Genomic DNA, 25711 nt, shown 5'->3' with positions numbered 1-25711 from the left:
TCGATTTCGATTACATTGACGATCCACTCACGAATGATCAGAGATCGAGCGTCAACGTCGGCGTCAGCGCGCGCGAGACGCAGAGCATCATCACGTTGCCGCGCTCGCGTTCGCTTTGGGTCAGCAGTTGATCGCGATGATCCGGAACACCATCCAGCACGCGCGTTTCGCACATGCCGCACACGCCCTGCTCGCACGACGACGCCACTTCATATCCTGCCGCGCGTAAGGCGTGCATCACCGAGCAATCGGGCGGCACGTCCACCTGCGCCCCGCTGCGCGCAAGGAACACGCGCAGTGTGCCCTGAGTTTGAGCATCGGCTGCAGGTGGTGCAGCGGCAAAACGCTCGACATGGAGTTGCGGAGCAAGACCCGCCGCGTCGAAGCGCGCGCCCAGCGCGTCGAGCAGCGCGCCTGGCCCGCAGCTATAAACCTGAGCACCGGCTCGCGCAGCGGCAACGACCGCATCGAGATCGAGCAGGCCCGTCTCGTCGGCAGGAAGGATCGATACGCGCTCACCGCCCCACGCCAGCAGCTCGTCGACAAACGCCATCGAGACGCGCGTGCGGCCACCGTAAAGCAGGCGCCAGCGCGCATTCGCGCGCTGCGCCGCGCGCAACATTGGCATGAGCGGCGTGATGCCGATTCCGCCGGCGACAAACAAGAAGTCGTCGGCGGGCGTAAGTTCGAACGCATTGCGCGGCCCACGCAACGTGACGCTCTGTCCCACGCGCAGTACATCATGCACTTCGCGCGAGCCACCGCGCCCCGCTGCTTCGCGCAACACCGCGATGCGCAGGTAGCGACGGTCCTGCGCATCGCCGCACAGCGAGTACTGACGCACGAGCCCGGAAGGCAGCACGAGATCCACGTGCGCGCCGGGCTGCCACGCGGGCAGCGCGTCATCGTCCGTTGCGCGGAGTTCGACCGACATCACGTTATCGGCCTCCAGGCGCATCGCCACAATGCGCGCCTCGAAAGCCGCGGCTTGCGCGCTCATACGGCCGCCTTCACATCGACGGGAAACACGGGCGCCAGCGGTTTTGCCTGCTCAATGAACTCGCGGAATGCACGCCGGTAATTGAGCGTGAAAAGGTCAGCTGGTACCGAATGTTCGACTACACGTGCGTCCCAATCGATCTCGCGCGGCTGGATCGTTGCGGCCACCGGCATGTCTTCCAGATAGACCATTTCCTCGATGCGCAGGCACTCCTGGAGATCCGCGCCGCGATAACCGCGCTCGTTCGCCACGCCCCAGAAGATGCGCACTTCGTCATAAGCGACCGGCGACGGAAAGCCCGCAACAATACGCTTGCCCAACCGCTCGTAGTGATAGGTGATCGAAGCGAAGCCGGGCGCGCCACAGTGGTACTGCATCAGGCAATCGCCGTCGTTGGCCCAATCGCCTTCGCCCGCGTCGAGCTTGCGCTCCATCCAAACATCGAGTCCTTCGCGGCGCACGTTGAGCGGTTCGACCACCTGCTTAGACGGCCCCATTGAAACTTCGTGAACAAAGGGAAAATGCGCCACATCACGGAAGTTTTCGATGGCGACGGCAACGCCCGTCGGCGATTCGAGCGGCGTGGCCGCCAGCCAGTCGAGTTCGAGCTCGCGCCAATGCGCGGGATCGTAGAGTTCGGTCGCTGGCGTCTCAAGCACGGTCCAGACATGCGCGAAGCGCTCAATCACGGGATACGTATGAATCGCTGCATTGGGCGGAATCTTGCACTGGTCCTCAAGCGACGGAATATGCGAGCATTTTCCGCTGTGGGCCGCGAATCGCCAGCCGTGATACGGACACGCGATGCTTTCGCCGTGCACCTTGCCAAGTGCGAAGTCCGCGCCACGATGCGGACAACGCGCGTCCTGCACGACAGCTTGGCCCGATGCCGTGCGCCAGACCACGAGCCGCTGGCCGAGCAGCGTGGCGCTTTGCGGCATCGCCAGATCGGCCGAGCGTGCGACCGGGAACCATTGCCGGCGCAACGCGCGTTCGGCCTGGATACGAAGAGAAGCTTGCGTGGACATGAAAACCTCTTGAAACAAGGGATAAATCAGGCGCCGACGACGAGCGCGCCGCCATTGACTGCAATCGACTGGCCGGTGATGAAGGCGGCTTCGTCTGAGGCGAGAAAAGCCACTGTGCTAGCGATCTCCTCGGGATGCGCAAGGCGTCCGAGTGGAATCGCGGCCTGCTCGTTCGCAACGCAGTCATCGGGGACCATGCGCGTGAGAATCGCGCCGGGCGTGACGGCATTCACGAGAATGCCCTCGCGCGCAAACTCCTTCGCCATCGTTTTCATCAAGCCCAGTTGTGCTGCCTTCGCCACCATGTAGGCGTATGAGTGACCGTCGGGTACCTGGCCCCACTGCGAGTTGATGAAGATGACGCGCGGCGCGCTACTCTTACGCAGATGAGGCAGCGCGGCGCGCGTAAGAAAGAGCGGCGCATGCACGTTGATTTCGAGTAGTGCGTCGAAGTCGACATCGTCCGTCCCTTCGAGACCTGTGAGCGAATACATGCGGCCAGCGTTATGCACGACGATGTCGAGCGCACCCAGGCGATCAGTCGTTTCATGAATCGCCTGCTCGGCAAGTTCGCGGCGCGTGATGTCGGCGGCTATCGCAATCGCGCGGCCGCCTTCGCTTTCGATTTCATCGGCCGTTGCGTGCGCAACGTCGACGTCGATATCCACCACTGCAACCGCCGCGCCGCGTCGTGCGAGCAGGCGCGCGTGCGCGCGCCCCGCTCCTCGCCCCGCGCCGGTCACGAGCGCGACGCGTCCCGCCAGCCAGCCTGCCTGCGCATCAAGCGCCAGCACCGTTGCAGGCGCCGTGCGTGCTGCCGCGCTCATGCGTGCACCTTGTGCGGTTCGGTCACGTAAAGCATGTTGCCATCCGGGTCGAACATCGGGCGGTAGCGGTAATGGGTGCCGTTTGGATGCTGCCATTCAATCGGTTCGTCCGTCACCCATTGAACCTTGCCGTCGAGCGTGCGAATGGCGTCGTCCAGATTCTCGACTTCGAACGCGAACGAGTCGAGACCTGGCTTGTCCTTGAGATTGACCGCAGTGCGGCGTTCGACCGGCGTGGCGTTTTCGGTGCGGAAAATATAGAGCGTGACATTGCCCAGTTCGATCGCAGCCCAGTGCTCCTCTGCTACATAAGGCAGGAAAAAACCGAGCCCGAGTGTGCCGTGATAGAAGTCGACGAGCCGTTGGACGTCCGGTGTCAGAATGTCCATATTGTCGAGTCGTTTGAGTTTCAGCATATTCGTAGTCCTTATTGAAAAAATTAGTCAGCGGCAGGCAAACGGACGTGAGCGCACGGGCCGCCAAGCAGCGCGTCGAGCCGTCCCGCCGAGACATCCAGCACGATGGTCGCGAGCGTCGCGTACTGGCCGCTCTCGGGCGCATGGGCGTCGGGATGACAGCACACGGCAGTGGTCGCGCCAAAGTGGCTGTTCATCGCGCCGATCACCTGCAGCTGGCTCAAACGCTCGCGTTGGGCCAACCGCCGCGTCAGCAGATCGTGGCGCAGGAGCGTGTCCGGGTAGTGGCGCGGCTCGGTGTCGCCGGCTTGTGCAGCAGATGCCAGAAAATGATTCGTGTGCACGAGCAGCCCATTCGCATCAGGAAAGACGTAGCCCGGCCCGCCCGGAAAAAGCTCGACCGAGACCGCAGCGCTACTGCCGTCCGCGCCCGCGATTACTGTCAGCGACGACGATGCCGAGACCGGCGCCGAAGCCAGCAGCCGCATGGCGTCGTCAAGGGCACTACAGGTATCGAGCATCCAGCGCGACGCCACATGCACAGGCAGGCCTATGCTCTTGCCATCGCGTTCGTGATGCAGGATGTTGAAATGCACGCCCAAGCCGCGCGTGTTCACCCCCGCCTTGCCGACGATGCCGTATTCGGTCACCGTCGTCGTCAGGTGGCCGTCGACGTGCGGAATCTCCCAGGTGAGCCATTGATCCGCGAATTCTGCGTACCAGTCCCAGGTTTGCACCGCGATGGGACGCGCGCCATTGGCGTCGACCTGCACGACCGTCGAGCACTCGCCGCGCAGCGGTGCCCCGACATACGCGAGAATTTCGGTGCGCGCATTGATCGCGCCGACGAGCCGCACATCTACGTCCGCCCCGTCGGCAATCCCGGCGATCTCTTCGAACAGCGGCGGCGCGAAGGCACGAATCTGCGCGAGCGCCGCCGCGCCAAGCTCGGCCATGTCGAAGGGGCGCAGCGCGGCGCGTTCGAAAAGCGCGCGATAGCGGGCGATGCCGCTGCGCACTTTCGCGGCATGCGCTGCGCCAAATTCGCGGCCACGCGCAGCAGGTTCAAGCGCCGTCGAACGGAACACGATCGTCATGCCGCCTCCTTCGCGAGACGCGGTTCGACCCATTGCGCGACGTGGTCGAGGCGCGCGAACCAGACATCGCCGTCCGCGACGAGGCGCTCGACAAAGCGCTCCAGTTGATCGAAGCGTGCGCCACGTCCGATCACTTCGGGGTGCATAGTGAAGGTCGTGTGACGGCCGTCCCGGCGCGCAGACTCGTATTCGGCCAGCCACGTATCCACCAGCGTGCGCGGCGCGCTGAAATTGCCGCCGTTGTCGATGCTCCAGCCGAACATCGGGTAATCGTCGAGCGACCAGTGCACCGGCAACTCCAAAATCGAGCGCCCCTCCCAGGTCTCGCGATACGGGCGGTCGTCGCCCATGCAACTAGAGTCGTAGCGAAATCCCGCTTCGATCAGGAGTTCGAATGTTTCCGGCGTCAACTCCCACGAGGACGAGCGATAGCCCGCCGGCTTCGGCGCGCCTGCTTTCGCGAGTGCGTCAAGACCGGCGTGCATTTCTTCGGCCTGTTGCTGTGGTGTGCACTTGTCGCTGCGAAGATGCATATGCCCGTGATGCCCTACTTCGTGGCCCTCATCGAGCAGTTGGGCGACCAGACTGGGGTGCCGCTGCGCCGTGTGACCAGGCACGAAGAAGGTCGCGGCGATATGGTGGCGGCGCAGCAGTTCGAGAATACGCGGCACGCCGCGCACCACGCCAAAACGCCCTTCCGAAAGGCTGGTCAGGCGGCGAGCATAGCTCGGACTTTCGCCGAGATAGCCCGCTTCGGCATCGACATCGAAGGTCAGCGACACGGCAGTCGATTTCGTTTCGGGCCACTTAGGCGTGGCAATCGGATGAGTCGTCATCGTCAAAACTCGCAGGTTACAAAAGTGAAGGCGCAAGCGCTCCCCCTCCGCGCGCCAGAACGCGCGCAGACCACAAACAGAACAGGCAGCGGAGAGCGCCTGGCGCGTCAGTTAATCACGGTCAGCTTCGCGCCGATCCAGACCACTGCAACGGCCGCGGCGAGCGCGAGATACGGCAGGATGCCGGCACGCGGATGTTTGAGTTCGATGTCGCGGCGCATCGACTCGGGGAAGTGGCCCTTGTCCTGCACATAGTGGCGATAGCAGAACACCGGTACGATCAGCAGCATCGCGATCAGGCCATTACGCAAGGTATTTTCGCCCTGAAAATTTGCGCCTACGCCCACGAAGGCCAGATCGACGAAGCCGCACAACGCGCCGAGTCCGAGCACCCAGTTGCGGCAGCGATACGGCCGCGGCCAGTCGGCGCGGTCAAGCCGGTGAATCCAGCCCGACTGCAAATTCAGGAAGACAAAGATCATGTAGCAGACGTTGGAGAGTGCCAGCACCGTCATGTAATCCGACATCAGCAGCAACACAACATTGAACGCGAGGTCGGTCCACATCGCGCGCGTTGGTGCGCCATGTCCGTTCACATGCGAGAGGTACTTCGGCAGCCAGCCATCGACAGATGCTTGATAGAGCGTGCGTGAAGATCCCATCATCGACGTCATGACGAGCAGCAGAATCGACAGCACCATCATCACGACGATCACGTTGAACACCACCGCGCCACCGCGCACGAAACCTGCCATCACCGCGCCCACGCCAGAGCCGTCTACAACGCTGGGCGCAAGCATGCCCTTGAGCCCGAGTTCGCCCTGAAACGCGATCGGCACAACGACGAACATGAACAGACACAGCAGGCCCGAGCTAAAGATCGCCCTGAACGTGTCCCTCTTTGGGTCGCGGAATTCACGCGTATAGCAAACCGCCGTTTCGAACGCGAAAGTGGACCAGCACGCCAGAAACATTGCGCCCATCGCCGTGCTGATTCCCGCCGCGTTCCAGTGTCCCATCACAGCGGCGCCGGTGGCGTCGTGCGTGAGCGGCAGCATCGGCAAAAAGTTGGCCGAGGGCATATCGCCCGTAAAGATGGGCACTAGCGAGACCAGCACCAGCGGCGCGAGCGAGGCGATGCCAAGGATACGTTGCGTGCGCGCCGCCGCCGATGCTCCCGCGTGCTGCAACTTGAACGCAATCAGCAGGAATCCGAGCGCCAGCGCGAAGGTCGCGTTGATGCGCAGCGTCAGCCCTTTGGTGATGAAACCCAAATCGAGCAGCGTGAGGTGCCAGGTATTGATTGCGGCGTTGGCTGGAAACAGGCAACTGAGCGTGTAGCCTGCAGCGAGACTCGTGCCAAGCGCGAGCATCGGCGACCATGCGATCCAGTTGCACCAGACAGAGACCGGCGCGACGAACTTGCTGTATCGCACCCAGCCCAGGGCCCCATACACCGAAGCGCCACCCGACTTGTGCGGATAGAGGCCCGAGATCTCGGCGTAGGTGAAACACTGCGCGAAGCCAATCAGGATCGCCAGCACCCAGACGAACCACGCCGGCTGGCCGATTGTCGCGGCCACGCCACCGATCGTGAACAACACGCCCACGGGCACACCGCTCGTGACCCAAAACGCGTCTTTCCAGCCGAGGTTGCGATGAAGTTCGCCGCTCTGCGCGCCTGCTGTGGCTGAAATACCCGCATCCGCATGAGTAGATGCTAGCGAAGCGCTCGCCATCACATCGTCTTGGGCGTTCATCGTGACGCTCCCGTTTGCGTTGCGCTCCGCACGGCATGGGCGTTCTGGGGCAGGAGGGCGGCCAGGTTGCGCCGTCCCGTACGCGTACCATCAATGCAGCGGCCGCACGCTGGGGCTCGGCTCGAATACGTAGTTTGCATGGATTCTCTCTCGTGTCGGGGTTGAACGGCGGCTAGCACGCGATGAGCAAATCCTAAGCGACCAAATTGCGCATGTGTATACTTTTTAACCCTAATAACTGCGCATTGCGTATTTTATAGACCTTAAAAAATACATATGCGCAGACGTTGTGCGTAATGCACCGAGTTCGCGCAGATTCGCTGATATCGTCGCTACGGAAGTGGGAAGCGCGCATGTAGACGCGAGCAAACGCGACGCGACGCGGTTTGCAGCGCGTCGGCCGGGAGGAAGAGCAGAGGGAGAAAGAACGGTTGAGCTAGTTGGAATGCGCCAGTTCGGGGCACTCGGGGTGACGCAACGCGCAAGACAAGCACGTATTTTTTACGCAACAGTGAATGCGAAGGGATGTTCCGCGGTTCGGGCGACGCAAGCGCGCCCCTGCATCACTCGGTTTCAGCCTCGGCTGGCGGCAGCGTGAAGCGGATCTTGTGAACCTTGACCTCGTGCATCATGCGCACTTCGCGCACGCCCGGTAGCGCGCGGATACGCTGCTGGAGCGCGAACAGTCCTTCGTCGTCGCGGCACAGCACCTGGACGCACAGATCGGCGCCGCCGAGGATCGTCGACAGATAGCTCACCTCGGACCAACGACCCAGGTTATCGACGGTGCGGTCGTGATCCTGTGGGTCGACTTCGACGAACAGCAGCGCAAGCTTCGCCTGGCCGAGCTTCGACGGGTTGGTGAAGGCGAGGATCTGCAGGATGCCTAGGTCCTGGAGGCGCTTGACGCGGGTGCGCACCGTTGCTTCGGGCACATTGACGTTGCGCGCGATTTCGCGGAACGCGCGCCGCCCGTCTTCCTGCAGCTCACGGACAATCTGGTAATCGAGGGTATCGAGGACGGAATTCGGCATGGTTGTTGTCTTTGCGAAGGGGTGCGCAGAATCAGCCTGGAATTTTAACGCATTGCAAACCCAAAACTTCCTTGGTAGATTGAATGCGCAAACCGACCGCGTTAAGAGAAGCCTACGCGCCGATGTAAGCTGCCAATTGGCAGGCATCGCGCAAAATCTGGCACCTTATTTTGCGCAAGGCGCAGCTTCAGCCCGCCACCAGACAACGTCAAGCTACGAAGAATCACGAGACACCATGCCCACCGCCCAGCGCCCTTTCCGTACCCGCTGCTTGCCCGATCCGGCGAGCCTGTGTGCGCGCGCAGTGGCGGCACGTCTCAATCCGCTGTTGAATGTGATCCTCGCGTTCTGGGCGCAGTTTCATTGCCGCCACGCGCGCCCTCCGGCCCTCGCGCACGCTTGATCGGCTGATACCGATTCGCGTCGTCTGACGCATTTCCTCTCGTTTTTGCGCTCACGCGCAAGTACCGACCGACACCTTCGGCCCGTCCGCACTACGCGGAGGGTCATGCACGCGCGCACTCCGCACTCACCGGCGGCGCGCAATGAGACCGCTATGATCACGACTTTCGCCCCCGAACAAGAAGCTCTCGACTTTCTTGCCCGCCATCCCGAAATAGAGCTGTTCGAGCTCTTTATCGTCGATGCTGCGGGCGTTCCGCGCGGCAAACTGCTGCATCGCGACGAGCTGCTCGCCGTCTATCGCGATGGCCGGCCGCTGCCGAGCGCCATCATGAACCTCACGATCAACGGCGACGACACGGAAGACAGCGGCCTCGTCTGGGACGTCGGCGATATCGACTGCCGTGCCTATCCGTTGCCCGGCAGCCTCGTGCGACTGCCGTGGCGCAAGTTGCCCACCGCCGCCGTGCAGGTGCAGATGCATCCCCAGCAAGGCCTGCCCGCAGGCGTCGCCGACCCGCGCCAGTTGCTCGCGCGCGTCGTTGATCAACTTCAGTCCGACGGCCTTTATCCCGTGATGGCGTGCGAGCTAGAGTTCTATCTGCTTGACGCGCGGCCGGACGCGCAGGGACGCCCGCAGCCCGCGCTCGACACCGACGGTCGCCGTCCGCGCACGACCCAAGTCTATGGCTTGCGCGAACTCGAGCAGATCGAGCCCTTCCTCAAAGACCTCTACGACGCGTGCCGCGACCAAGGCATTCCGGTGCGCACAGCCATCTCTGAATATGCGCCGGGCCAGGTCGAAATCACGCTTGAACACGGCCCCGCGCTCGAAGCGATGGACCACGCCGTGCGCTATAAGCGAATCGTCAAGGGCGTGGCGAACGCGCACGGCATGAGTGCATGCTTCATGGCCAAGCCATTCGCCGATATCGCTGGTTCGGGAATGCACATGCACGTGAGCCTCGCCAACGCGCGCGGCGAAAATCTCTTTGCGTCCGAGGACAAGGCCGGTACGCCGATGCTGCGCCAGGCGGTTGGCGGCATGCTGCACGGCCTGCTCGATTCGATGCTGATGTTCTGCCCGAACGCCAACTCGTATCGCCGGTTTCAGGCGAACAGCTACGCGCCGTTTACGCCCACGTGGGGCGTCGACAATCGCACGGTGAGCCTGCGCGTTCCGGGCGGGCCGGCGGCCAGTCGGCACGTCGAGCATCGCGTATGCGGCGCCGACGCGAACCCGTATCTCGCCGCGGCTGCAATTCTCGCCGCGTCGCACTATGGCGTACGTGAAAAGCTCGACCCCGGCGCACCGATTGAAGGCAACGGCTATGCGCAGGCAAGTTCGTACCTGCCAACCGACTGGCTGAGCGCGCTGGATGCGCTCGAGCGCTCAGCGTGGGCGCGCGATGTGTTCGGAGCGGGTTTCCTGAAGGTATTCCTCGCGGTCAAGCGCGCTGAATACCGCCAATTCATGGGTGAAGTGGGCGAGCAAGACTGGCGCTGGTATCTGCATCAAGCCTGATGCATCGCTTCCGAACAGCCGCATCAGCCAGCACACTTGCTTTTGAACAGGATTACTTATGAACGCAGCAATACCCCTTCAGCGGGCCGCGCCTGAGCGCGAACCGTCTTATTACACGGCGACCATTGGTATTGAAACTGATTACCCGACTCTCGAAGGCGAGCATCGTGCCGATGTCGCTATCATCGGCGGCGGCTTTACAGGGGTTGCCACGGCGCTAGAACTGGCCGAACGCGGCCTCTCCGTCGCGCTTGTCGAAACGCACAAGATCGGCTGGGGCGCGAGCGGGCGCAACGGCGGCCAGATCACCGGCAGCCTCTCCGGCGACGCAGCCATGCGCAAGCAGATGCGCGCGACGCTTGGCAACGACGTTGACGATTTCATCTGGTGGCTGCGCTGGCGTGGCCACGACATCATTCGCGCACGCGTGGCGCGTTACGGCATCGACTGCGATCTGCGTGACGGCCATCTGCACGCGGCCATGAAGCCGTCGCATCTGCGCGAACTCGAAGCGAGTTACGAGGAAGCTCAGCGCCGCGGCATGGGTGCCGAAGTCGAATTGCTCGATCGAGCCGCTGTGCGGCGGCATCTGGATTCGCACCTCTATAGTGGCGCGCTCAAGAACTTGCGCAACATGCATGTCCATCCGCTGAACTTGTGCATAGGCGAGGCGCACGCCGCACACGGGCTGGGCGCCGCGTTTTTTGAGCATTCCGAAGTCATCGACATCGTTCACGGTCCGACGCCCACGATCGTCACGACGAAAGGACGCATCCGGGCCAACCAGGTGCTGCTCGCAGGCGACGTCTATCACCGGCTCGCTCGCACGCAACTGAGCGGCAAGATCTTTCCGGCCATGGGCGGGCTGGTGGCGACGGAGCCGCTCGGCGAACTCGCACAGCAGATCAATCCACACCAGCTTGCCGTGTACGACTGCCGCTTCGTGCTCGACTACTACCGGCCCACGGCCGATGGGCGGCTGCTATTTGGCGGCGGCGCAAATTACTCGGGACACAGCTCGCGCGATGTCACCGCCGAATTGCTGCCCTGCATCGAGAAGACCTTCCCGAAACTCAAGGGCGTGCGCATCGATTACCAGTGGACGTGTGCGATGGGTATCGTCGTCAACCGCATTCCGCAGCTCGGCAAGCTTTCGGACAATGTCTGGTACTGCCAAGGCTATTCGGGGCACGGCGTCGCCACGAGCCACATCATGGGTGAAATCATGGCCGAGGCGATCACTGGCACGCTTGGGCATTTCGACACCTTTGCTGCGTGCCGCCATATCCGTGTGCCGATGGGCGACCTGATTGGCAATCCTCTACTCGCAGCCGGAATGTGGTACTACCAGATGCTCGAACGTCTACGCTAGCGGCTTCGCTCAAGAGCTAGAACGGCCGCACGTGAGGCCTCAGCGACCCGCTTTTTACCTCCCAATGGACGCAGGTGCACAACCTGTGCTCGTGAACAACTGCTGCGCACCTGCGCACAGCTTACGAACTCTAACGCCGCTACACGTGCGACGCCGTAGTGGGGGTTTCGCGGGTCACAGACTTTGACGGGGCGTGCTTGAGCGCCGGCCAGCGGTTTCGGTCTCGCCGCCACGCCAGCTCCTGGCGTATGCGCATCGATCAGGACGACCGACGCTGCGCTTGTTCGCGTTGTGCCGTGTGTCCGCAGTGCGGGCACACGTGCACGCGATCAGTCCGGCCTCTTGTTTGACCCGACGACCGTGTTTCTCCAGCGTCCCCCTGGCCGAGCGGATCATATTCTGTGTGCCCAGTTCTTCCATTGCGATGATGACGCACGACGCAACCAGCTGCGACGTTACCTTGTGCAGAAACTCACGCCGAAGAGTGCCGATGCGCTCGTGCACCCTCGCGACCTGTTTTCCCAGCCGCCTGTGGCGAACAGAGCCGCGCTTCTTGCGCGCCTGCTGACGCTGCAACTGCACCATGCGCGGCAGTCCGTTGCGCACGAATCGGGGATTGGCGATCGTCTCGCCATTGTCAAACGTGGTCCGGTCGTTGACGCCGAAATCGACACCCCGATGAGCATCGCCATTGCGTGTGCGCGCAGATGCTACCCGCAGCATCATTGACTCAAACTATTGGCCGTTTTTGCGCGTGATCGTCAGATCTCGATCTGCTCTGCCGAATACCGTTTGCGTTTAAACGACAGCCGCCTGGTCTCGGGAAAGACCGCGCATGGCCGAAGGCCTTAGTGGATGAATTCACTCTGCAGGCGGCCTATTCAACACTCAAGGCCGATATCCAAATTTCCATGGGCATGGGTGGTAATGACGTCAATGTTTATACCGCCAACCAGGTGAGTCTGGCCCACGACCGAGGCCTTTGCGGCAGGAGTTCGCATTGAATCGCACCTTTATCCACTCTTTTTCCGCCACTCCGCAGCGCTCATTTTGCCGCCCCCACCAGCTTAAAAGAATCGAAGCGCGGATCGATCGGTGTATGTCCTAGGTGTGACAGAGCTTCGGCGACTAGCGGCTCGCAGGCACTGTAATCGGAATTGATGCTGTCGGAATGCGCCTGCGGGAAATTGACGGACAGTACCCTGCCGCCCCAGCGATCCACGGTAGCCGTCATACTGCATTTACCGGCACCGCCTAGTTTCAGATCAAGCAAGATCACATTCATTTCGAATGCTGAATCCGAATTGGAAAAATTCCACTGCATGACCATGCGGTCGGTTGGAGAATTGGCGTCCACGAGCTTCATGGTTTTGTCGGGAATACCAACCGCGGCTACGAGATCGAGAACATTAGAGCCGATCAGATTTCCCGTATTCGTGCGTGCTTCGTGCGTACGATAAGCCGCACATCCAGAAAATAGCGTGACAAAGACAAGGACGAAAAGAGTTAAAGGTCGCACGATAGCTCCTCTATTGAGATAAATCAAAAATTTCTCCTTTGCACGGGCTCGCGCTAACGCGAGCCTTTGCGCATTGAGCCACTTAGTCGTAGGGCGGCGGAGGCGGTGGCGGATGATGATGACGATGATGATGGGGAGGCGGAGGAGTGTCGTGCGGCGGCGCGTCCTGCGCGAAGGCATTCATCTGGAGAGAAATCATGGAGAGTATGAGTCCAATTGCTGCGGTTACTCGAGTCATTGAATCGTCCTTTAAGAAAATAGGTTGTCAGGCAACGTTCGTCTGGTGCAAACGTCGCCGAATTTGCCGCACATCGCGTGCCAAAACGGCAACTTTATTCTTTCCCTTTCTTACCCGATTCAAATTCTGTTGCTCCATTTTTGGCCAGGCATGAACGATGCAAAGACAGGACGCCATGCACCGCAAAGCTTGCGCTAAAGTCGCAGTTTCACTCCATCTGTCTCATGTCGATGTCGTCACAATCGCTAGATTCCCACCAGCCGAGCAAGAGCTCCCCTGACGAAACACCGCCAATGGCTTTGGCCCGCCGTCGGCGCGTCTTCATTGGTCTGTTGCTCGCTATGTTTCTTGGCGCCCTCGATCAGAGCATCGTTGCTACCGCGTTGCCCGTCATCACGACCGAGTTGGGCGGACTCGACCATCTAACGTGGGTCGTCACAGCCTTCATGCTGACATCGACGGTAAGTGCGCCGCTGCTGGGCAAACTATCGGACCTGTACGGGCGCAAACCCTTTTTTGCGCTGAGTGTCGTGATCTTCATTGGTGCTTCACTGCTTTGTGGCGTCGCTAACTCAATGATTGCACTCGTGCTCGCTCGCGGCTTACAGGGGCTCGGCGCAGGTGGACTCATGACTCTTTCGCAGACGCTCGTCGCCAGCATCATACCCGCGCGTGAAAGGCCACGTTTTCAGGGGTTTTTTACCGGTACGTTCGCCATCAGCAGTGTGGCCGGTCCGTTGCTCGGGGGCGCGATTACGACACATCTGTCGTGGCGTTGGATCTTTCTGATGAATCTGCCGCTGGGTATCGCCTCACTTCTACTCGTGCTCGGCGCGTTGCCGCGCACGGCGCGCGCCAGCGTTGCCGCCGTCGATTACGCTGGCGCAGCACTTATCACTGCGGGAACTTCTGCGCTACTGCTACTATTCAATGCAGCGGATATCGCCGCCCTTGGAAGCCCGCTTACCCGCACGTTGCTTGCCGTGGGCGCCACCTGCGCATTCGCTCTGCTTTTCTTCGTCGAACGTCGCGCACGCCAGCCCGTCATCGATCTAAAGCTCTTCCGCATCGTGCCGTACGCTGCCTGCGTTTCGGCGTCCGGCATAATGTCGTTCGCGATGATGGGGTCGCTCGTTTTCATGCCGCTCTATTACCAGCTCGTGCTTGGCGAAACCCCAACACAGAGTGGAGCAATGACACTTCCACAAGTCGCCATGATGATGCTCACATCGATTATCGGTGGTCGTTTTGCAAGTAGTCGACGGCGGCTCAACGCGATTCTCGTGATCGGCGTGGGCCTTGAGTGTGCGGGGCTAGTATTGCTCGCCCTCTTCGCTCATCGAGGAGCCGGCGTCGGCTCCTTTCTACTGACTATGGGCATACTCGGATCGGGAATGGGCATGGGCATGTCCACCGCAACCGTCATTGTGCAAAACTCAGTAAGCGACACGGTCCGCGGATCCGCGACCGCTACAATGTCGTTCGTGCGCTCGCTGGGCGGCTCACTAGGTGCAGCCGTATCGGGCGCTGTCATGATCTTTGTGCTGAACTCGAAGTTAGCTACATTGGACTCAAAGTTCAATGTTCGTGCTTTTCTCGATAACGGTCTCAGCGCGATCACAGCCTTGCCTCACCTGCAGCAGGCCTTGATCGTTGAAGTCTATCGCGCCGCGATCGGCGCAAGCCTCGTGGCGGGTGGCGTCGTCATGTTTATAGGCTTCCTGATTGTATTGCAGCTTTCCAGGATGCCTGCCCAGATAGCACACGACTGAGCGCGAACGCGCGCTCGTGGTCGTGAAAATGCCGGTTCCCAATCGCTTAGAATGACGTACCGATCTGGAACTGGAACTTCTGATACTGATCGCCGTCGTGCTTGACGATGGGAAAGCCTAGGTCAAGCTTGAGCGGGCCGATTGGCGAAATCCATTCCAGACCGACACCATAGCTGTAGCGCAGCCCGTTCGCGCCAGTGCTGTTGCCTTCGGTGCCCCAGACGTTGCCGCCGTCGACAAATGTGAACACGCGCAGCGTGCGGTCGTAGCCAGTGCCGGGCAGCGGAAACGTCAACTCAACATTGCCGACCACCATTTTGGAGCCACCAATCGGATCATTGGTGCTCGAATCGCGCGGCCCGAGCGAGCCCGATTCGTAGCCGCGAACGGAGCCGATACCGCCCGCATAGTAGTTCTTGAAGATCGGATAGGCCTTGCCGCCCAAACCATTTCCATATCCACCTTGAAAGTTCAGGCCCAGCACGAATCCGCGCGCAAACGAATAGTAGTATTGCATCTGCACGTCGGCTTTATAATATTGCAGGCCAACAGGCGTGCCATATTCCGCGTTTGCCTGAGCGTAGTATCCGCGGCTCGGAACCAGTGCACTGTCACGATTGTCGCGAGACCACCCCACCGTGAGCGGCGCGACGTTCGACACCCGTCCGAATTCGGACACGTAGTCTTTATAGGTTTGCGGTGTGTTGTCGTCGACATCCAGCCGGTCCTGCTCCAGACCGATACCGAAATACACCATATCGGATTCAGAAAAGGGAATGCCAAATTTCATGTCCGCACCATACGAAACGATACGAAAGCTCGTATCGTTGGTGCTCGAATAATAAAGTGGCTCCGAGGTCCGATAATACACGTCGGTGATGCGCTTGATGCCGTCAATGGTGAAATACGGATCAGTCTGGGTCACTGAAAGCGTACGCGAAGTTGACCCAGTGTTCACATTCAGGGAAAGACTCTTCCCGGACCCAAACACGTTATCCTGAGAAATACCAGCCGAAATAGTCGGGCCTTCGCTCGAACCGTAACCCACGCCGAGCGAAATCGTGCCGGTCGGCTTTTCGGTCACAGCCACATTTACGTCGACTTGATCCTGCGTGCCTTCTACTGGCACGGTGTCCACCTCGACATTGGTGAAATAGCCTAGCCGGTTCACACGATCCTTTGACAGCGAGAGGCGGTTCGAATCGAACCACGCGCCTTCCAACTGACGCATTTCACGACGCACGACTTCGTCGCGCGTGCGAGTATTACCAACGATATTGACGCGACGGACATATACGCGCCTTCCGGGTGCGACTTGGAGCGCTAACGCTACGGTATGATGCACTTGATCAATCTGCGGCTCGGCGTTGACCGTTGCAAAGGCGTAACCATATTCGCCAAGGCGGTCAACGATCGCACGCGTCGTGTCCTTGAGCTTTTGTGCTGAAAAAAGTTGTCCCTTCTTCAGGCCGACAAGCTTTTTCAGTTCCGCCTCCCGATCAAGAAGATTGCCCGAAAGTTGCACGCTAGAGATCGTGTACGGTTCACCCTCGTGAATGGACACGGTCAGATACATGTCCTTCCGGTCGGGCGACAGCGAAACCTGAGTCGTGTCGATATTGAATTCCAGATAGCCGCGATCAAGATAATACGAGCGAACATTCTCCAAATCGCCGGTGAGTTTCTCTTTGCTGTATAGATCGTTCTTCGTGTACCAGGAGAACCAGTTCGGCGTCGAAAGCTGCATTTCATCGCGCAGCATATTCTCAGGAAACACGTGATTACCGATAAAGTTTATCTGCTGGATTTTCGCGCTCGGGCCTTCTACCACGGAAAACAGCAAACCTACGCGGCTACGGTCAATAGGCGTCACGGTCGTCGTTACTTCCGCAGCATAGAAGCCTCGCGTGAGATATTGCCGTTTGAGTTCCTGCTCAGCCTTGTCAATCAGCGCCTTGTCGTAGTTGCGCCCAGCTGAAAGTCCCACTGCCTTAAGCGCCTTGGTGAGATTGTCCTTGTCAAATTCGTGAATGCCCGCGAAATCGATCGTCCCGATTGCTGGGCGTTCCTGTACTCGCACCACGACGGTTCCACCACTATCGGCAGAGACGCGCACATCGCTGAAAAATCCGGTTGCGTAAAGCACCCGGATTGCGTTGGATGCCTGATCGTCGGTGAACGTGTCGCCCTGCTTGATCGGCAGGTAGGCGAAGACCGTTCCGGCCTCGATACGCGCCAACCCGTCAATGCGGATATCTTTTACGACGAAAGGCTCATTGGCGTAGGCACTTGCAGCTGTGACGCTAGCGCCACAAGCGAGCGTCAAAGCGCGCAAACAATGCTTGCTGGAAAGAACTGTCATGCAGAGGTCAGGCGTTAGCCATGGGAAAGCGCCGCGATGCGGCAGAAGTATGAAATAGCAGCGGTCGCAACAGCACAGACGGGGCAGCTGTCGCTATTGCACTCGCGCCGAGGGGGGACGTTGTGGCACAGTCAGACCGGTCGCAATTGAGAGTCCTTCGGTCATATGTGCGGCCTGCGCGGGGAGAAGTCGAAACGCCAGTTCTGCGCCGCCTGGAAGGCGAAAGCTCATGACGAGGTCTTGCGCCGCGCCCTTTGCGCGTCCAATTTCCCAGGCCTCGCACGGCATCGCGAACTTGATGCTCCGATTGCCCTGGCGGATGCAGGCAGACCTGCCGATCGCGCTAGAAAGTGCGGCGAGCATTTCATGCATGACGGAACAGTGCACAGCAACGCGGTCAGGATGATTGCCGCTGACCAGAAGGTACTGTCCGTCCGCAGTCAGTTCGAACCCGGATACAGAGTCGATCGCAAATGTCGTGGACATAAATAGCTTTGTCTTACGTGCTAGAACCAGCTGCGCAGTGTAGTCGCCAGCTCTGCCGACGTAATTCGCGATGTATTACGTAACCTGTCGAACCAGAACGTAGTAAAAAGTAATAAGACGGCCTATGTCACACACCAGGGCAGATTGCGTAGTGTGTCATTGCCACGAACGGAAAGAGACGGTTATCAAATCAATTACAGAACCTGTCGATCCGGCAAAGCCGTTCAATGTTCCCAAGGGTTGTCGTGCAACGGTTGTGACAACGCCGGTCAGAACCTCGACCGGCGTTTGCTTTACATCAGGATGCCATCCGACCTGGCCTAGTAACCCTTGTCCTTGAAGATCATCGAAACGACGAGTCCGCCGGCTGGCGCGTTAGCGATGGAAAGAGAACCGCCCAGACCGCGTACCAAGCGCCGAACGATCGCGAGCCCTAGTCCGCAACTGCCTTTTCCTCCGCGCGCGGGGTCGAGCCTGACAAAGGGCAGTTGAATCGAAGCAAGGTCGTCTTGCGGCACACCTTGTCCGTGATCGCGAATCTGCAGCAGCCAGCCATCACGCACCTTGCGCGTCATGATTTCGACCGGAGGTGCCCCATATGCCATCGCGTTTTGTACGAGATTGATGACAATGCGCTCCAATTCGAGCATGGGCAGCCGGAAATCGTCGCCCGCCTGCAGGTCGAGCTGCACTAGTTCCTGCGTTGTATCGGTGGCGCTCAGGGCTTCTTTATTAACGTCGCCATAGTCTCGGCGGCAGATTGCGTCCACAGATTCAAGCGACGACGGTTCTACCGCACCGCGGGAGAAGTCGAGAAACTCGTCGACAATACGCGACATCGAATACGTATCGCGAAGGAATGCTGCGCGATCTTCAGCGTCGCTTGAGAGATCCGCACGAACCTGGATACGCGTGATCGGTGCCCGCAGATCGTGCGCAAGTCCGGCGAGCATGATTGCACGTTCGCGTTCGCTCTCCAGCAGATCGCTGGCCATCTCGTTGAAACTGGCTGTAAGCTCCCGAATCTCGTTCGGTCCGTTCAAGCTCAGATCGCGAAATCCGCCTCGCACGCGAAATTCACGCGTAGCACGAGCGAGTGCCTGTACCGGGCGTTGTAGTTGCCATGCAAATGCAAGCGCGCTTACCACGGCAAAGACGAGCATCAACAGCGACGCGCTCAGGAAGCGGGTGGGCGGCAAAATACCTTTTGGAACCACGATCGTATACGCCGTGCCACCCACGTCGACCGAAATGCTGCCGTCGTTGCGCGCCCAAACGCGGCTGCCCGTTGGCAACCGGTCGCGCAAAGCGCTTTCGATCGGATACAGCCTGCTACTGCAACTTCCTCCACAGAGCGCAGGACTTCGATCGTCGCGCGGAACGTATTGGATTCCCAGTTCACGTGCGACGGCGGGCGCAAGTGCGGCATCGTGCTCGCGCACTGTTGCAGCAGTCATGACGACCTGCGATATATGCAGCACTTCCAGTGTTGCTCGTTCGCGATCGACAAGCAACAGAAACGTCACGTGCAACAGGACAATCAAGCCAACGGTCATCGCTGCAAGCCGCAAAAAGAGCGTGTTATACAGACGCTTCATCGTCCGATCTCTCTGGAACAAACACATAGCCCGTGCCGCGAAGCGTTTGAATGAAACGCGGACGCGCCGGATCGGCTTCGACAATACGTCGTAAACGAAGGATTTCTACATAGAGGCTGCGTTCGTTCGCCACTGTGTCAGGCCCGTCCAGTAAATGGACAATCTCTTCGCGACTAAGAGACTCCATCGGCCTCGATACCAGTATCTCGAGCAGCATAAATTCACGCACTGCGATCTTGACTGGCTGCCCATCCCGCAACAGTGTGCGTGTTGCTTGCACAAGTTCGAATCGCCCGAAGCGGCGCAGCGGTCCACTTTGAGCAACGATGCGAGGTTGCTGCCGGTGATGCCTCAGAACAGCATTGATACGCGCCAGTAATTCGTTCGCAACGAATGGTTTGCCGAGATAGTCATCGGCGCCGAGTTCCAGCCCAACAATGCGATCCACATCATCAGCACGAGCGGTCAGCATGATGACTGGAGTGATCTTGTCCAAAGCCCTCAGGTGATTCAGCGCGGTGAGACCATCCACTTTGGGAAGCATAAGATCGAGGACGATGATTGTGGGACTGATACGCGCGACCGTTCGGCATAAATCTACTGCGGAATGCACGGCAGTGAATTCGGCCGCGCGTAGACGAAAGAATTTGCCGAGAAGCTGGCAAAGCTCAATGTCATCATCGACGAGCAGAATGTGGATCGGAGTGGGTAGCATGCAAAGTGCGACAGGTTGGCGCAAGGAACTCTTGCAGGTTCGTCATCTTCGGTGAGAGAACGCGATCGACGTTAACCGTTTCTTTCAAATCGTGGAAATCACGGCGACCGACTCACGAGAATGAGTTGCCGCTCCTACGGGTCATATTCAGGTTTTTGATGGCAATTTTTTGTAGCGAATCGTATTCATCCTGTGCTTCCCGAGGCATTACCACAGTTACACATTTGCAATATTGTGAGATTCTCAGAAATATCAGACCGATTAAACTTTGGGGACACATCGACAGGACAACTATATTATTTCTACTTGCTGTGATTATCTAGCTTGTGCAGCAGATTTTTCGCGGATTTTTATAAAATTACACAATATATCTATTCTGACACAGGATATAGTGCCAGGAAGCGGACTAACTATTAGACAATGCAAGCCGCTGACTCCATTTGAGGACCGTCATTCCAGTGGCCCGCACAACCATTCTCATCCAACAGGTCAATGCGCCTGCTGCCTATGTAGCCGGAGCAGTTGCCCTTTCGCAAGATCGGGGACATTCGGCAGGTTACGGACTGGCAGCGTCCGGCAACAGTGACAATATTTCCAAATCGCGCATCCTCTGATGCGGCGCTTTCTTTCCTCCACACTCGGACAGAGTGTCGCCATTGTCGTCTGCTCGACAACGTTCACCTTCACAATTTTTATTCTGCTGGTGTGGCATTCGAACGAGCAAGCCAGGCCACCGTGGCCGTGGCCTTCTACGTACCGCATTGCGAGCGTCACGCGCATCCTAGCGAAAACGCCTATACAAGCGCGCGCAAACACGGCGATTAGCCTCCAATCGCCAGGATTTTCGCTGCGCATGACGGCCCAACCCACGCGCTGTACTGTCAACAGTCTCGATGACGAAGAGTTGTACCGTACTTTGCGCAATGAATTGCGCGATATTGATGCGACGTTCAGTGTTCACTCCTGTGACCGGCATGATCAGACGCAGACTGTTCAGGTCATCGTGCGCCTGAATGCAAGCGACATCACGCAGCTCGAAGTCCGCACACAGCGACTTGGTCCAGAACCTCCGCGCCTGACTCTCCCATTTTTTGGCTCACTACTAATGATGTGCATCGGTATCCTAATGATGTCAGCATGGAGCCTGTCGAGAGTCGTGCGCCCACTTCGCCGCTTGGCGGACAAGGCCGAAGCCTTCGGCTACGACTTCGCGCTTACGCCAATTATCGAAGAAGGTCCGCTGGAAATCCGCAGTGCCGCTCATGCGCTTAACTCGATGCAGGAGCGCATCACCCGTTTGATTAGCAACCGGACACGTATGGTCGCAGCGGTCAACCATGACCTGCGCACACCGCTCACGCGAATGCACCTGCACCTCGACACCAATGAGATTCACTCCGTCCGCGACAAACTCTGCAAAGACGTCGATCTGATGTTGACAATTGTTGGCTCTACCTTAACGTACCTGAATACCGGCAATACCGACGAACGCAAGCAATGGATCGATCTAAGCTCGCTCATAGCCACAATCTGCGCAGATTACGCGGGAATGGGCGCCGTGATCCGCTGCGAGGTACCACGGGAGCTCCGTTGTCTCTGCCAGCCTGACGGCATCCAGCGCGTGCTTGCGAATCTGATCGATAATGCAATTCGCTATGGCGAGACAGTCGTAGTAATCGCGTCCTTGTACGAACATATGGTCATTATTGACGTCAGCGACGATGGACCCGGCATTCCCGAGACAATGCTGCGCGACGTACTCGAACCATTTGTACGGCTCGATCCGTCACGTAGCCGACAACCGGGCAGCGTCGGCCTCGGGCTGGCCATCGCGCACGAGATTCTACGCATGCACAGCGGCACACTCCAACTCTTCAATCGTCGCCCTTCCGGTTTGAGTGCACGTATTCAGCTTGAACAAGGCGCAGCCACACGCGCGACGCACACTCAGCGATTCATTGAGTGGAAAGATGGTGCAGCGTCGCATCGTTCTGCCTCCAAACCGCGAAATTAATTGTTTTCGCTACTTTGATTGTCGGCGTCTTGATCGGCATATCCTTCCCCGCCCTGAAGAGGCTGTCGCGAAAGCCCCAACCTGGTGAAATTTCGTGACTCGATGGCTGAAGAGAAGAACGATGAGCACGGCATCCAGGATGGCGTCACTGGACAGCAAACAATACGATCTGTTTGGTGCGGCGCCGGCGCTGGATGCCAGACCCCGGCCGTGGGCATCGGACACAGGTCGCCGGTTCATCAGGGGCAACGCGCACGAGATCGCCCTGGGCGCGACTCGCCTTGAGGACTGGCTGAAGCAGTCCGACCAGTATGCACCCTTTGTCGTGGCCTATCTCCTTGAATAGCAGGACTGGCTAGCCTTCGAAGGGCGCTATGCGGGCAGCGGACGCGCGCCGTACTTGCCGCGCCAGATGATGGGATTGATTTTGTACGGCGTGATGCAAGGCGTGCATTCGCTATGCGAACTGGAGCGACTGAATCTGAGGTGCATGTGGGTGACAGGCGGTATTACTCCCGATCATGCCAATATCGGTCGGTTCATCGTTCTGCACGACCAGCAAGACCCTGAATACGCCGGAGCATCGCGCGTATGGTGCTAGCGTCTGTGGTGATTGCCATCTGTGTGCGAACTGCACGAAGGCCGCGCTGGGGCGGCGTATCAAACGCTATCTAAGGATGAGCAACGTGAGGCGCTTCGTGTGGTGACGCCGCATCCGCAGGCCAGACGCATCGTCAGCCAGCGCAAGGCAATCGTTGAGCCGGTATTCGGTGGCCTGCGCGGGCGACAGGGATTGAACCGGTTCCGTCGCCGTGGACTTGCAGCGCTCAGGCGCGAATTTGCGCTTCACATCATGGCGCACAACCTGTCGCGGGCTGTGGCCCTGCAAAGGGCTTTATTGGCATTCCAGTGCGCGACCTTACGCGCTCGACTTCTCGCCCGGCTTCCGCGCTTCAACCGCTCGCGATTGGGCTGCCTCCTGATGCGTTTTGCGACAGCCTCTAAGGGACGGGGATTCCGAATTCCGACGGGTGCACAAGCACCATCGATGGGCTCGTCCTTCTTTGGACGGTCTGACTGCGCCGTCTCTTCGCATCCAATCATCACGTAGAGCCACGAGAATTTGCGTCTCGCGGAGAGAGTACGAGAAATAGGCGCTGCGCCGAGATGACCCGGTGGCGCAAACAATACTTCAGCAAACGGACCTAGCCGCATTTCCCGACAGTTAATCGAGGTGCGCCCGGAGCGGGAATGAACTACCGATGCCGGCGGTGCCGCATTAGACGCTGATTGGCCACTTTCTGATCTTCGACAACGAATACTGATCTGAACACAATCGCGCTGCGATCATGCCTTGAGCTGCCCGCAATAGTGCTCTTCCCATAGCCGAAAAATAGCCCTCATGGATAAGCGCGAGTGTGCCGCTCAGTCGGCTTTCTAACTGCCCTCGAAGAAACTAATGCCGGAAACAAGCGATATGTGCGATCGCCACCGGGAGTCCATTAAGGTCATAAAACGCTGAACTTACAGATCTACCGATCGCAGGGTCGAACTGAGTAAAGCGAATTCGAAGGCTGCATCTTGGTACGTACCAAGATGCAGGCAGTGCGTCCAACCGAGCTGATCTTGGCGAGGAAACCGAGCAGATGCAGACCATAGCCTCCGTCCTTTAGGCCAATACTCCGGTTAAACCGGTCCGTGTTTTTGTGGGCGAGGCGGATTAAGGAGTCGTCACCCGCGCGCCTGTGTGAATCGATCGCCAACAGGATAGCAAACAGGTTCATAGCAGACTTCCAGTCAAAGGCGGCACGAACAGACTTTGCCAAGATATTGCGTTGCGTCAGGCAGGGCTGCTTCATGGCCGCCTTGTCGTTCGGAAAGTGGCGACGGGTCTTGATGATCTTGCGTATCTGCATGTTCAGACTTTCGATAGCGTTCGTTGTGTACACAACGCGCTGGATCTCCGGCGCAAGCACGAAGAACAGCGTGACCTGCACCCAGGCGCGTTGCCAGGACTGCACGATCGTCGGGTACATCGCTCCCCAGGGGCCCTCGCTCGCCGCGGTGTAGATCGGGCGCAAGCTGCGGCCAGTTCCTTGCGGTCCTTGTAGCTAGCGTCTCTAGACTGTTACGGATCAGGTCCACGATACAGGTCTGCACTGAGGTGCGCGGGTAAGCCGTGCCAATCGCATCGGCGATCCCCTTCAGGCCATCAACGAGCGCGATCAGAATGTCCTTGCAGCCGGGGGGGCTTCAGTTCGTTGACTAACTTGAGCCAAATTTGGCGCCCTCTGTGTGCAGTACGTGCAAACCGCGCGGGTAGACTTTGACAGCGTGGTGAGGTTGCGATTGCGAAGCAACGAGTCCAATGATTGATTCCATGCGGTCACGTTGTTGAACATGATTCCAGGACTGAACCTGCGTGCATGGCAAGATATAAGACGCAGACGCCACGTCTGGTTCGCCGAAACCGGGATCGGCGTTTGTTAGAACAGATTGCGCGGGACTACACTTAAAAATATGGCACTCGGCGCAAAAGTTTCGTGCTTTCTGCCCAAGGGGCTCAGAACTACAAAACACGTAATAAATAATACGTATTGAGGCGAAATTTCGGAGCACAGCGCGACTCAGAGTAAACGAGTCAAGATTCGCAAAAAAATCGCGCCGATCCGTGAAACATTTAGACAAATTATTAGTAAAATCAGCCGAAACGCCCGCCAGGCAAGGGCAGAGAGAACAATTTTATTTTGCTTTATTGTTTCACGGCTGACCATTTGGCATAGCGATTTCTGCGCTACTGGCGCAATCAAGTTACCGGATGCTTGCGAGATCAATCCATGAGCAAAGCCAGGCTCCTCTATCGCGGTTCATACGACTATTGCTGAGCGCCAATGTATTGGGGTCATTCTGTTAGTGAACTTTTGTGCAGCGACGCTTGAGCACTCAGAAGCCACAACGCACGACAACATTTCAGCCAACAACGAATGTCTCGCCTTTTAGCTGCGTGCATTGCCGCTATCGCGACCTTCGCAAGTCCGAAGGGAAATCCGCCGCGTACACGGCGGATTGCGCGCAACCGCGTGCGAAGTTCGGATACTTAGCGAGGGGAACCTAGTCGTTAGCAAACAAGCTGGAAAATAATGGAACGCCCCCCGGTACAACACCGCGCAAAAAACATCGAGCCGCGCCAGATCACACTTCTTCTTCATCACCAAACGTCCCTGACCAAAACGCTTCCGATGAGATGACCTTTGCAGCAAGGTTGCTCCATTCCCCGATATTTTTTACTCGGGCAACGTTTCTCCCATGTGATCGGAGAAACGTTACCCTGCTCTCGCTGCGGCATGGCGATCCGCGAGTAGCTCAGTATCCGACGCAAGTTCGCAGCGCGAACATCTGAAATTGTGACTTTTGGATTGATACAACATTTGTCTCCACCGTCTGGCAATGACGGTCACGAGACTTCTTCGGCAGTGACGACGGAGCACCTCGTCGCTTCCCCAACGATCAGACAGCCGAAACGCGAGGCGGCGTGGTGCCGCGACCCAAACAAACTCTGTAGGGCGCGGCTTTTGATTGTTGCCGACAAACGTTGCGGGTTTCAAAAGGCACGTTATAGCCGCTCGAATTGATCTTCTTGCTTTGAGCTTTGGTACGTGCCAACTTTCGGGCCAGATTGCGCAAAGCAAAGACGTTCCAAAACATACATT

Annotated in this window: 23 protein-coding genes and 2 pseudogenes; 9 read left to right on the top strand and 16 right to left on the bottom strand. The window is 58.7% G+C overall.

The genetic code is table 11. The features are described from left to right. Window positions 1-37: 37 nt before the first annotated feature. From U5A67_RS25570 to U5A67_RS25535, 8 genes are all read right to left on the bottom strand, one after another. On the bottom strand, window positions 38-1000 hold the full coding sequence (locus U5A67_RS25570) for a PDR/VanB family oxidoreductase (protein WP_321816668.1): 963 nt from the start codon (window positions 998-1000) through the stop codon (window positions 38-40). After that, window positions 997-2028: a Rieske 2Fe-2S domain-containing protein gene (locus U5A67_RS25565; RefSeq protein ID WP_321816669.1), complete on the bottom strand. Its 1032-nt coding sequence runs from the start codon at window positions 2026-2028 to the stop codon at window positions 997-999. Before U5A67_RS25565 ends, U5A67_RS25570 begins: the two co-directional genes overlap by 4 nt. 26 nt (window positions 2029-2054) lie before the next feature. Beyond that, the gene (locus U5A67_RS25560) at window positions 2055-2855 is read right to left on the bottom strand and encodes an SDR family NAD(P)-dependent oxidoreductase (RefSeq protein ID WP_321816670.1); all 801 of its coding nucleotides are present in this window, start codon (window positions 2853-2855) and stop codon (window positions 2055-2057) included. Then, entirely contained in the window at window positions 2852-3271 is a 420-nt protein-coding gene (locus U5A67_RS25555; RefSeq protein ID WP_321816671.1) for a VOC family protein, read from the bottom strand. Before U5A67_RS25555 ends, U5A67_RS25560 begins: the two co-directional genes overlap by 4 nt. Window positions 3272-3294: 23 nt before the next feature. Then, window positions 3295-4368, bottom strand: a complete 1074-nt coding sequence (locus U5A67_RS25550) for a C45 family peptidase (RefSeq protein ID WP_321816672.1) — start codon at window positions 4366-4368, stop codon at window positions 3295-3297. Continuing rightward, window positions 4365-5204, bottom strand: coding sequence for a polysaccharide deacetylase (locus U5A67_RS25545; RefSeq protein WP_321816673.1), 840 nt, complete (start codon window positions 5202-5204; stop codon window positions 4365-4367). The genes U5A67_RS25550 and U5A67_RS25545 overlap by 4 nt, the downstream gene beginning before the upstream one ends. Before the next feature lie 107 nt (window positions 5205-5311). Beyond that, a complete protein-coding gene (locus U5A67_RS25540) occupies window positions 5312-6943 on the bottom strand; it encodes an APC family permease (protein WP_321816732.1) in 1632 nt (543 codons plus the stop codon). A 584-nt stretch (window positions 6944-7527) separates the two neighbouring features. Further along, window positions 7528-7998, bottom strand: a complete 471-nt coding sequence (locus U5A67_RS25535) for an Lrp/AsnC family transcriptional regulator (RefSeq protein WP_321816674.1) — start codon at window positions 7996-7998, stop codon at window positions 7528-7530. Here U5A67_RS25535 and U5A67_RS25530 point away from each other — a divergent pair. The 3 genes from U5A67_RS25530 to U5A67_RS25520 all read left to right on the top strand — a co-directional run bounded on the left by U5A67_RS25530 (window position 7997) and on the right by U5A67_RS25520 (window position 11297). After that, window positions 7997-8401 carry a hypothetical protein gene (locus tag U5A67_RS25530; protein WP_321816675.1) on the top strand — a complete coding sequence of 135 codons (405 nt, stop codon included), beginning with the start codon at window positions 7997-7999 and terminating at the stop codon, window positions 8399-8401. The two genes, U5A67_RS25535 and U5A67_RS25530, sit on opposite strands and share 2 nt — an antisense overlap. Before the next feature lie 153 nt (window positions 8402-8554). After that, window positions 8555-9925, top strand: coding sequence for a glutamine synthetase family protein (locus tag U5A67_RS25525; protein ID WP_321816676.1), 1371 nt, complete (start codon window positions 8555-8557; stop codon window positions 9923-9925). Between the two features lie 58 nt (window positions 9926-9983). Beyond that, a complete protein-coding gene (locus U5A67_RS25520) occupies window positions 9984-11297 on the top strand; it encodes an FAD-binding oxidoreductase (protein WP_321816677.1) in 1314 nt (437 codons plus the stop codon). 174 nt (window positions 11298-11471) lie between these two features. Here the strand turns inward: U5A67_RS25520 and U5A67_RS25515 are convergent, their stop codons facing one another. Beyond that, window positions 11472-12023, bottom strand: a complete 552-nt coding sequence (locus U5A67_RS25515; protein WP_321816678.1) for a transposase — start codon at window positions 12021-12023, stop codon at window positions 11472-11474. A gap of 125 nt (window positions 12024-12148) precedes the next feature. On the opposite strand from U5A67_RS25515, the gene U5A67_RS25510 reads away from it, so the two are divergent. Continuing rightward, window positions 12149-12301 carry a hypothetical protein gene (locus U5A67_RS25510; RefSeq protein WP_321816679.1) on the top strand — a complete coding sequence of 51 codons (153 nt, stop codon included), beginning with the start codon at window positions 12149-12151 and terminating at the stop codon, window positions 12299-12301. A 41-nt stretch (window positions 12302-12342) separates the two neighbouring features. On the opposite strand, the gene U5A67_RS25505 is transcribed toward U5A67_RS25510, so the two are convergent. Beyond that, complete coding sequence (locus U5A67_RS25505; protein ID WP_321816680.1) at window positions 12343-12843, bottom strand: hypothetical protein; 501 nt, start codon at window positions 12841-12843, stop codon at window positions 12343-12345. A gap of 504 nt (window positions 12844-13347) precedes the next feature. On the opposite strand from U5A67_RS25505, the gene U5A67_RS25500 reads away from it, so the two are divergent. Beyond that, window positions 13348-14826, top strand: a complete 1479-nt coding sequence (locus tag U5A67_RS25500) for an MDR family MFS transporter (RefSeq protein WP_321816681.1) — start codon at window positions 13348-13350, stop codon at window positions 14824-14826. A gap of 46 nt (window positions 14827-14872) precedes the next feature. Here the strand turns inward: U5A67_RS25500 and bamA are convergent, their stop codons facing one another. The 4 genes from bamA to U5A67_RS25480 all read right to left on the bottom strand — a co-directional run bounded on the left by bamA (window position 14873) and on the right by U5A67_RS25480 (window position 19987). Further along, window positions 14873-17188 carry an outer membrane protein assembly factor BamA gene (bamA, locus tag U5A67_RS25495; RefSeq protein ID WP_321816682.1) on the bottom strand — a complete coding sequence of 772 codons (2316 nt, stop codon included), beginning with the start codon at window positions 17186-17188 and terminating at the stop codon, window positions 14873-14875. Between the two features lie 93 nt (window positions 17189-17281). Beyond that, the gene (locus U5A67_RS25490; protein WP_321816683.1) at window positions 17282-17674 is read right to left on the bottom strand and encodes a hypothetical protein; all 393 of its coding nucleotides are present in this window, start codon (window positions 17672-17674) and stop codon (window positions 17282-17284) included. 320 nt (window positions 17675-17994) lie between these two features. Then, on the bottom strand, window positions 17995-19272 hold the full coding sequence (locus tag U5A67_RS25485; RefSeq protein WP_321816684.1) for an ATP-binding protein: 1278 nt from the start codon (window positions 19270-19272) through the stop codon (window positions 17995-17997). Further along, complete coding sequence (locus tag U5A67_RS25480) at window positions 19256-19987, bottom strand: response regulator (protein WP_321816685.1); 732 nt, start codon at window positions 19985-19987, stop codon at window positions 19256-19258. The genes U5A67_RS25485 and U5A67_RS25480 overlap by 17 nt, the downstream gene beginning before the upstream one ends. A gap of 853 nt (window positions 19988-20840) precedes the next feature. On the opposite strand from U5A67_RS25480, the gene U5A67_RS25475 reads away from it, so the two are divergent. The 4 genes and pseudogenes from U5A67_RS25475 to U5A67_RS40760 all read left to right on the top strand — a co-directional run bounded on the left by U5A67_RS25475 (window position 20841) and on the right by U5A67_RS40760 (window position 23112). Then, window positions 20841-22001: an ATP-binding protein gene (locus tag U5A67_RS25475; protein WP_321816686.1), complete on the top strand. Its 1161-nt coding sequence runs from the start codon at window positions 20841-20843 to the stop codon at window positions 21999-22001. A gap of 121 nt (window positions 22002-22122) precedes the next feature. Next, window positions 22123-22347, top strand: coding sequence for a hypothetical protein (locus tag U5A67_RS25470; RefSeq protein WP_321816687.1), 225 nt, complete (start codon window positions 22123-22125; stop codon window positions 22345-22347). A 51-nt stretch (window positions 22348-22398) separates the two neighbouring features. After that, a pseudogene (locus tag U5A67_RS40765) lies at window positions 22399-22602 on the top strand (hypothetical protein); the annotation flags it as partial. A gap of 21 nt (window positions 22603-22623) precedes the next feature. After that, window positions 22624-23112 (top strand): transposase, encoded by a 489-nt coding sequence (locus tag U5A67_RS40760; RefSeq protein ID WP_415767937.1) that lies wholly within the window; start codon window positions 22624-22626, stop codon window positions 23110-23112. Between the two features lie 620 nt (window positions 23113-23732). Here the strand turns inward: U5A67_RS40760 and U5A67_RS25465 are convergent. Beyond that, window positions 23733-24314 (bottom strand): annotated as a pseudogene (locus tag U5A67_RS25465) (transposase); the annotation flags it as partial. Window positions 24315-25508: 1194 nt separating this feature from the next. After that, complete coding sequence (locus U5A67_RS25460; RefSeq protein ID WP_321816688.1) at window positions 25509-25706, bottom strand: hypothetical protein; 198 nt, start codon at window positions 25704-25706, stop codon at window positions 25509-25511. Window positions 25707-25711 lie beyond the last annotated feature (5 nt).

Origin of the sequence: Paraburkholderia sp. J69-1 (genome assembly GCF_905220255.1) — a bacterium.
Lineage (GTDB): Bacteria > Pseudomonadota > Gammaproteobacteria > Burkholderiales > Burkholderiaceae > Paraburkholderia.
This window is presented reverse-complemented; position numbering and strand designations above follow the sequence as displayed.